Raw genomic sequence first — 6756 nt, 5'->3', positions numbered from 1 at the left:
TTCCTCGAACGGGCGGGCCTCTCGTCACTCGTCGTCCCCGACGAGCCGGGGAGCGAGCGTCTCGTCGAGCCAGTCGAACACGCGCTGCTCGGTCAGGGCTCGCCCGAGGGGCTGGCAGTGGAGGTTCGCGCCCTCGGCGGCGGTGAACCGCACCAGGGCCGACACGTCGGGCGTGAGCCGGACGAGCTCCTCGGACTGGCCGGGCCAGAACTGCTCGCCCTCGGGCGAGGTGACGAGCAGGGGAGTGGTGATCTGCGCGACGACGTCCCGCGCGTCGTACCGCTGGACCTCGCGGAGCGTCGCGGCGTAGCCGTCCACGCCGTACGGGCGGGCACGGAAGCGCCACGTGGCCGCGGTGGCCTTCGACAGGCGCAGGCCCAGGTCCATGTCGCGGTCGAACGCGTGGTCCTTCCCCTCCTCCAGCAGTTTGAGCAGGCTCTTGGGCATCGAGCCCGTCCACGAGGCCGAGACGTCGACGACGCCCGGGTCGACGACCGCCGCGGCCGGTCGGTGCTCGAACGCGAGCGCGCGGGGCACCCAGTACCCGGCCTGGCTCGACCCGTAGACCGCGACCCGCCCCTCGTCGACGTCGGGGCGTCCTAGGAGCGCGTCGAGCACGGGGGTCAGGACGGCCTCGAAGTCGGGCCGGAAGGGCACGCCCTGCTCGAACAGCATCGACTGCTGCCCGGGGCCGTCGAACACGAACGCGTGGTATCCCCGGCGCAGCGCGCCCGCGACGCACGCGGTCCACATCGACGTCAGCGAGCCGTCCGACCCGTTGACGGCGACGAGCGTCGACCGCGGACGGACCTGTCCCGGGTCCGCCGCGATCGCCGCGGTCGACGCGGCGTCGGACGCGCTGAAGAAGTACCCCGGCAGCGTCGTCCCCTCGTACGGGACCGCGAGGCGCTCGACGACGAGCCCGCTCGCGTCGACCCACCGGTCCCACGCGGCGCGGTGCTTGCGGAACGTCGGCAGGAGGTCGTCGTCGACCTCGAGCGCCGCGACCGCGTTGACCGCGGCCGCGTAGTACGCGGACGCCCGCAGGTACGCGGCGGCGGCGCTCGTCCCGTGCCCGGCCGCGGCGGCGTCGGCGGCGACCTGCGCGACGCGGTCGCCGAGCGTGTGCCACGCGTCGAACCAGCCCTGATGGTCCTTGTCGCGCACGTGCGCGACGGCCGCGAGGACCTCGCCCACGTCCGCCGTGCCGCTGTACGCGCCACCCAGGACGCTGCGGATCTCGAAGTCTCGCCCGTGGTCGCCGGAGAAGCCGGCGGAGAACGGGTCGTGGTGGTCGGGCATGATGGCTGCCTCCCGCGTCGTGGACGACGGAGCCGAAACGCTCCCCCCACGACCATGCCCGCGCGGGGCGGCGCGCACCACTCGAGGCCCGACGCCGCCGCTCAGCCCGGGCGCGCGACGCCCGTCTCGTAGGCCAGCACCACGGCCTGGACGCGGTCGCGGAGGCCGAGCTTGCCGAGCACGCGCCCGACGTGCGTCTTGACCGTGGCCTCGGAGACCACGAACCGTCCTGCGATCTCGGCGTTGGACAGCCCCTCGCCGAGCGCCGCGAAGACCTCGAGCTCGCGGGCCGTGAGCTCGCGCAGCCGTGGGTCGTCGACCCCGTGGCCGGGCGCCGCCGCCCCCTGCGACTGCGGGTCCTCCGGCAGGTAGCCCGCGAACATCTCGAGCATCCGGCGGGTGACGCGCGGGGAGACGGCCGCGTCGCCGCTCGCGACGTTGCGGATCGCGCCGACCAGGTCGGCCGGGCGGGCGTCCTTGAGCAGGAACCCGCTCGCGCCCACGCGCAGCGCGGCGAACGCGTACTCGTCGAGGTCGAACGTCGTGAGGATGATGACCCGGCTGGCGGGCAGCGCGGACACGATCCGTTCGGTCGCGTCGATCCCGTTGACGCCCGGCATGCGCACGTCCATGAGAATCACGTCGGGGCGCAGCGCCGTGGCCTGCGCGAACGCGGTCTCGCCATCGCTCGCCTCGCCCACGACCTCGATGTCGTCCTCGGCCGCGAGGATCATGCGGAAACCCATGCGCAGCAAGGACTGGTCGTCGACGAGCAGCACACGGATCGGGTGGGCAGGACCGTGGGGCACGGCCTCGTGACCGGCCGAGCCGCCCGGCGCCTCGTCCGGGAAGGGGAGGGTCACAGCGCGTCCCCGGCTCCGCCGTCGGGCCTGGGCTGCGTGGCGCCGTCGAGGCGCAACCGCGCGACGACCTCCCAGCCCGAGCTCGTGGGCCCGGCCGTGACCGTGCCCCCGTAGACGGCCGCACGTTCGCGCATCCCGATGATCCCTCTCCCTGTGCCGATGGGCTGGTCGCCCGTGATGCCCGGAGGCAGCGGGCGGGCGTCCGCCCCGTCGCGGGCCGTGCCGCCCGGGGCGCGTCCCGCCTTGTTCGTGACCGTGATCTCGAGCCAGTCTCCACCGTCGGGCGTGCCCCCGTCACGCCGGGCGATCTCGACCACGACCACGGGGGTCAGCGGCGCGTACCGCAGGACGTTCGTCAGGGACTCCTGCACGATCCGGTGCGCGGCCTGCCGCAGTCCCGGGTCAGGGTCCGGCTGGACACCCACGCGCACCAGGCGCACGGGCAGGCCCGCATGCCGGAACCGCTCGGCGATGTCCTCCATGCTCGGCACGTCCGCGGTCGGGGTCAGCGGGGCGACCGTGCCGTCGGGGTCGCGCAGGACCCCCAGGACGCGGCGCATGTCGGCGAGGGCAGCGCGCCCCGTCTCGGTGAGCTCGTCGAGCGCCTGCCCCGCGAGCTCGGGGTCCTTCGCGCCCAGTGCCTTGGCGCCGTCCGCGAGCGCGACCATGACGGTCAGGGAGTGCGCGACGACGTCGTGCATCTCGCGCGAGATGCGCGCGCGCTCGGCCGCGGCCGCGAGCTGCGCCTGCTGGTCGCGGTCGCGTGCGATCGCGTTCGCGCGACCCACGAGGTCGGCGACGTGCAGGCGTCGACCGCGCACGCTCGACCCGATCGCGATGCCCAGCAGGGCGAAGGTGATCGTGATCGCGATCGTGGCGACGCGCTGCCCCGTGAGCTCGCCGCTGCCGACCTCGGCACGCACCATCGCGCCCGTCTCGCTCACCGTGAAGTCGTACCAGAGCATCTCGGCGGTGCACACCGTCAGGACCAGGACACCCAGCACGCTCCACGCCACGGCCGGCCGGTAGGTCGTCGCGACCGCGTAGACGGCGAACGCGGTGGCGAGCTCGAAGCCCGCGGAGTCGCCCGTCAGGGCGAGCGTCAGGATCGCGAGGGCACCGATGGCCGCGGCGGTCCACAGCGGGTAGCGGCGGCGCCACAGGAGTGCGGCGCCGCCTGCGAGGGTCGCGACCGCGACGCCGTAGCGCGGCTCCGGGTACAGCAGCGCCACCAGCAGGCCAGGTACGGCGAACCAGGCCGCGACGAACCAGTCCATGACGACCGGGTGGCGCACGAAGTACCGGCGTACCGGCCCGAGCTTGCGCGCGTCGAGCTCGGTGAACACCGCGGCGCTGCCGGGCCGCGGCTTGAGGGTTGCCCGGGGCGCCGTGGCCGCCCTCGTGGTGTCGGCGCCCCCCGGGGCGTCGTTCCCCTCAGGACGCACAGCGCCCGACGCCGGACCACGGGTCTCGTGGTCCGGCGCCGGGCTGTGCGCGGTGGAAGGAATGGTCAGGCGTCCCGACGCTTGACGACCACGGCCGCCGCGGCCCAGATCACCACGACCCAGGCGACGAGCACGCCGTAGCCCTGCCAGGGGCTCAGGTCGCCGCCCATGTTGCCGAGGATCAGGACCTCGCCCGCGCTGCTCGGCAGGAACTGCGCCAGGTTCTGCACCCATTCGACAGGGAGGGCGCTGAGGATCCCCGGCAGGACCAGGAGAAGAGCGACGAGCGAGAAGATCGTTCCGGCAGAGTTGCGGATCAGCGTCCCGAGCGCGATCGCCAGCACGGCGATCGCCATGAGGTAGAGGGGAACACCGATCAGCGATCGGACCGTGCCGTCGGCCGACAGGTCGACCTCGAGAGACGTGCCCGAGACGAAGGGCAGCGCGACGAGGTAGGACAACCCGACCCCGACGGCCGAGATCACGAAGGTCACGACGGCCAGGACGATCGACTTCGCCGCCAGCGACGGCACGCGGGTCGGGACGGCGCTGAACGTGGAACGGATCATGCCCGTCGAGTACTCACCCGTGATCGTCAGCGCGCCCAGGACGGCGACCGCGAGCTGGGCGAAGCTGTACCCGAAGGTGACGATCATGATGCCCGGCATGAGACCGCCGGCAGCCTCGACCTGAGGGTCGTCCACGAGAGAGGACATCAGGGCCGCGAACATCAGGGCGATGCCGACCATGACCACGACCGTGATCGACACGGTCCAGACGGTCGAGCGCAGGGTGCGGAACTTGATCCACTCCGACTTCAGGACGCCGCCGAACGTGAGGCGGGCCGACGAGGCGCGCTGCGCCGTCGGGCGTGCTGCGGAGACGGTTGCGGCGGTCATCGCTTGGCTCCTTCGGAGATCTGGGCGCCGGACGCGGCGTCCACGCCGTGGCCGATGTGCTGGGCGGCGGACTCGGTCTGGTACTCGACCGAGTCGGCCGTGAGGAGCATGTACGCCTCCTCCAGGGTGGAGGTGACGGGCGTGAGCTCGTGCAGGACGATGCCCGAGGCGGCGGCCAGCTCGCCGATCCCGGCGGCCTCGGCCCCCGTGATCTGGAGCAGGCTCGGCTCGTCGGACGTGACGGTCGCGCCGTCACGCGTCAGCAGCTCGGCGAGCTGCGTGGCCTGCGGCGTCCGGACTCGGACCGTGTGCTGCGCGCCACCGTCGACGATGTCCTTGACGGGCGCGTTGGCGATGATGCGGCCCTTGCCGATCACGATGATGTGGTCCGCGGTCAGCGCGACCTCGCTCATGAGGTGGCTCGACAGGAAGACCGTGCGGCCCTCCGAGGCGAGGTAGCGCGCCAGGTTGCGGACCCACAGGACGCCCTCGGGGTCCAGGCCGTTGACCGGCTCGTCGAGGATGAGCGTCTTGGGGTCGCCCAGCAGCGCGGACGCGATGCCCAGGCGCTGGCCCATGCCCAGCGAGAAGCCGCCGACGCGCTTCTTCGCGACCGACTGCAGGCCGGTCATCTCGATGACCTCGTGCACGCGCTTCGTCGGGATGTTGTGCGTCGCCGCCATCGCGAGAAGGTGGTTGTAGGCGCTGCGGCCCGTGTGCACGGCCTTCGCGTCGAGAAGGGCCCCGACCTCGGTCAGGGGCGAACGGTGCGCGGCGTACGGCTGGCCGTTGACGGTCACGGAACCGGCCGTCGGACGGTCCAGCCCCATGATCATGCGCATCGTGGTCGACTTGCCGGCGCCGTTCGGGCCCAGGAAGCCCGTCACCTGGCCGGGCTGGACGGTGAAGGAGATCCCGTCGACAGCGGTCTTGGGCCCGTACCGCTTGGTCAGGCCTCGTGCTTCGATCATGCTCGCCCCTCGGGTGGGTTGCGGGTGGTGGCTCGGTACGGCTCCAGCCTAGAGAACCGGACCCTCCCCGCGATGCCCCCTCATGGTCGATCTTCTCGGCCCGTCCCTGTACGCCGCAAGGATGACGCCCGTCGGCCGGTCGAGCGATCTTGGTCCGCGAGGGGCGGAAAAGTCGGATGAAGCCCCCGGGAACACCGGCGCGAACCCGCTCGTTGCATAGGATGGAAACACGGCCAGCGACACCCGCCTCGACAGAGGGCACTGGACGCCGCGACCAGGAGGAAGCATGAGCAACCCCGTCTTCAACAACAGCGCCATCTTCGGCGAGCCGAAGCGCGCGCGCACCGGCCAGGGGGCTGCGGGCACCGTCCAGCAGAACCCCGCGTACGGCACCCCGCCCCAGCAGGCGCAGTACGGCAGCTACGGCGCGCAGACCGCCGACGCCGCGACGCTCGACGCCATGTACAACGCGCCGACCGCGACCACTGCCGACACCAAGCGCCTCACGTACGACGACGTCATCGTCAAGACCGGGGGCCTGCTCGCCCTGCTCGTCGTCGTCGCGGCCGGCAGCTGGCAGCTCGTCGACACGATGCCGTTCATCTGGATCGGCGGCGCGATCATCGGCCTCGTCCTGGGTCTGGTCAACGCGTTCAAGCGGAACCCGAGCCCCGCGCTCATCGTGGCCTACACGATCGCGCAGGGCGCGTTCCTCGGCGGGATCAGCAAGTACTACGACTCCATGGTCATCAACGGGGTCCAGCTCAACGGCGTCGTCCTGCAGGCCGTGCTCGCGACCGTCGTGACCTTCGCCGCGGCGCTGTTCCTCTTCAAGTCCGGCAAGGTGCGGGTCACGCCCAAGTTCACGCGCTGGCTGCTCATCGCGATGGTCGGCTACCTGGCCTTCTCGCTCGTCAACATGGTCCTCATCATGACGGGCGTGCTGGACGGCTGGGGCGCCCGTGGGGGTGGCTGGGGCATCGCGATCGGCCTCGTCGCCGTCGGCCTCGCGGCCGCCTCGCTCATCGTCGACTTCGACTCGATCAAGCGTGGCGTCGAGGCGGGCGTGCCCGCCAAGTTCGCCTGGTCCGCCGCGTTCGGGCTCATGGTCACGCTCATCTGGCTGTACCTCGAGTTCCTGCGCCTGTTCGCGATCCTGCAGAGCAGCGACTGACCTTGGCCGACGCCCGGAAGAAGTCACCGGCACCCGCATCGGAACCCGTTCCGACGCGGGTGCCGGTCTTTGCCGCCGGCCTCGCGCTGGCCGCCTTCACGC

At 72.2% G+C, this 6756-nt stretch carries 6 protein-coding genes; 1 reads left to right on the top strand and 5 read right to left on the bottom strand.

Features of this window, described 5'->3' with window-relative positions; genetic code table 11:
• Positions 1-24 precede the first annotated feature (24 nt).
• The 5 genes from ACFRCR_RS15400 to ACFRCR_RS15380 form a co-directional block, all read right to left on the bottom strand.
• Positions 25-1302 carry an alpha/beta hydrolase family protein gene (locus tag ACFRCR_RS15400; protein ID WP_377678735.1) on the bottom strand — a complete coding sequence of 426 codons (1278 nt, stop codon included), beginning with the start codon at positions 1300-1302 and terminating at the stop codon, positions 25-27.
• 101 nt (positions 1303-1403) lie between these two features.
• Positions 1404-2048 carry a response regulator gene (locus tag ACFRCR_RS15395; protein WP_377678737.1) on the bottom strand — a complete coding sequence of 215 codons (645 nt, stop codon included), beginning with the start codon at positions 2046-2048 and terminating at the stop codon, positions 1404-1406.
• 113 nt (positions 2049-2161) lie between these two features.
• Positions 2162-3610, bottom strand: a complete 1449-nt coding sequence (locus ACFRCR_RS15390; protein ID WP_377678733.1) for a sensor histidine kinase — start codon at positions 3608-3610, stop codon at positions 2162-2164.
• 65 nt (positions 3611-3675) lie between these two features.
• Positions 3676-4509, bottom strand: a complete 834-nt coding sequence (locus ACFRCR_RS15385; protein WP_377678732.1) for an ABC transporter permease — start codon at positions 4507-4509, stop codon at positions 3676-3678.
• Complete coding sequence (locus tag ACFRCR_RS15380) at positions 4506-5480, bottom strand: ABC transporter ATP-binding protein (RefSeq protein WP_191794244.1); 975 nt, start codon at positions 5478-5480, stop codon at positions 4506-4508. The genes ACFRCR_RS15385 and ACFRCR_RS15380 overlap by 4 nt, the downstream gene beginning before the upstream one ends.
• A 286-nt stretch (positions 5481-5766) precedes the next feature.
• On the opposite strand from ACFRCR_RS15380, the gene ACFRCR_RS15375 reads away from it, so the two are divergent.
• Positions 5767-6654 carry a Bax inhibitor-1/YccA family protein gene (locus ACFRCR_RS15375; protein ID WP_377678730.1) on the top strand — a complete coding sequence of 296 codons (888 nt, stop codon included), beginning with the start codon at positions 5767-5769 and terminating at the stop codon, positions 6652-6654.
• Positions 6655-6756 lie beyond the last annotated feature (102 nt).

Origin of the sequence: Oerskovia sp. NPDC056781 (genome assembly GCF_042789955.1) — a bacterium.
GTDB classification, from domain to species: Bacteria; Actinomycetota; Actinomycetes; order Actinomycetales; family Cellulomonadaceae; genus Oerskovia; species Oerskovia rustica.
This window is presented reverse-complemented; position numbering and strand designations above follow the sequence as displayed.

Bases quoted from the DNA above. Each gene is read 5' to 3' on its own strand.
- ACFRCR_RS15400 (WP_377678735.1), bottom strand. From the start codon at position 1,302: ATGCCCGACCACCACGACCCGTTCTCCGCCGGCTTCTCCGGCGACCAC.
- ACFRCR_RS15395 (WP_377678737.1), bottom strand. From the start codon at position 2,048: ATGGGTTTCCGCATGATCCTCGCGGCCGAGGACGACATCGAGGTCGTG.
- ACFRCR_RS15385 (WP_377678732.1), bottom strand. From the start codon at position 4,509: ATGACCGCCGCAACCGTCTCCGCAGCACGCCCGACGGCGCAGCGCGCC.
- ACFRCR_RS15380 (WP_191794244.1), bottom strand. From the start codon at position 5,480: ATGATCGAAGCACGAGGCCTGACCAAGCGGTACGGGCCCAAGACCGCT.
- ACFRCR_RS15375 (WP_377678730.1), top strand. From the start codon at position 5,767: ATGAGCAACCCCGTCTTCAACAACAGCGCCATCTTCGGCGAGCCGAAG.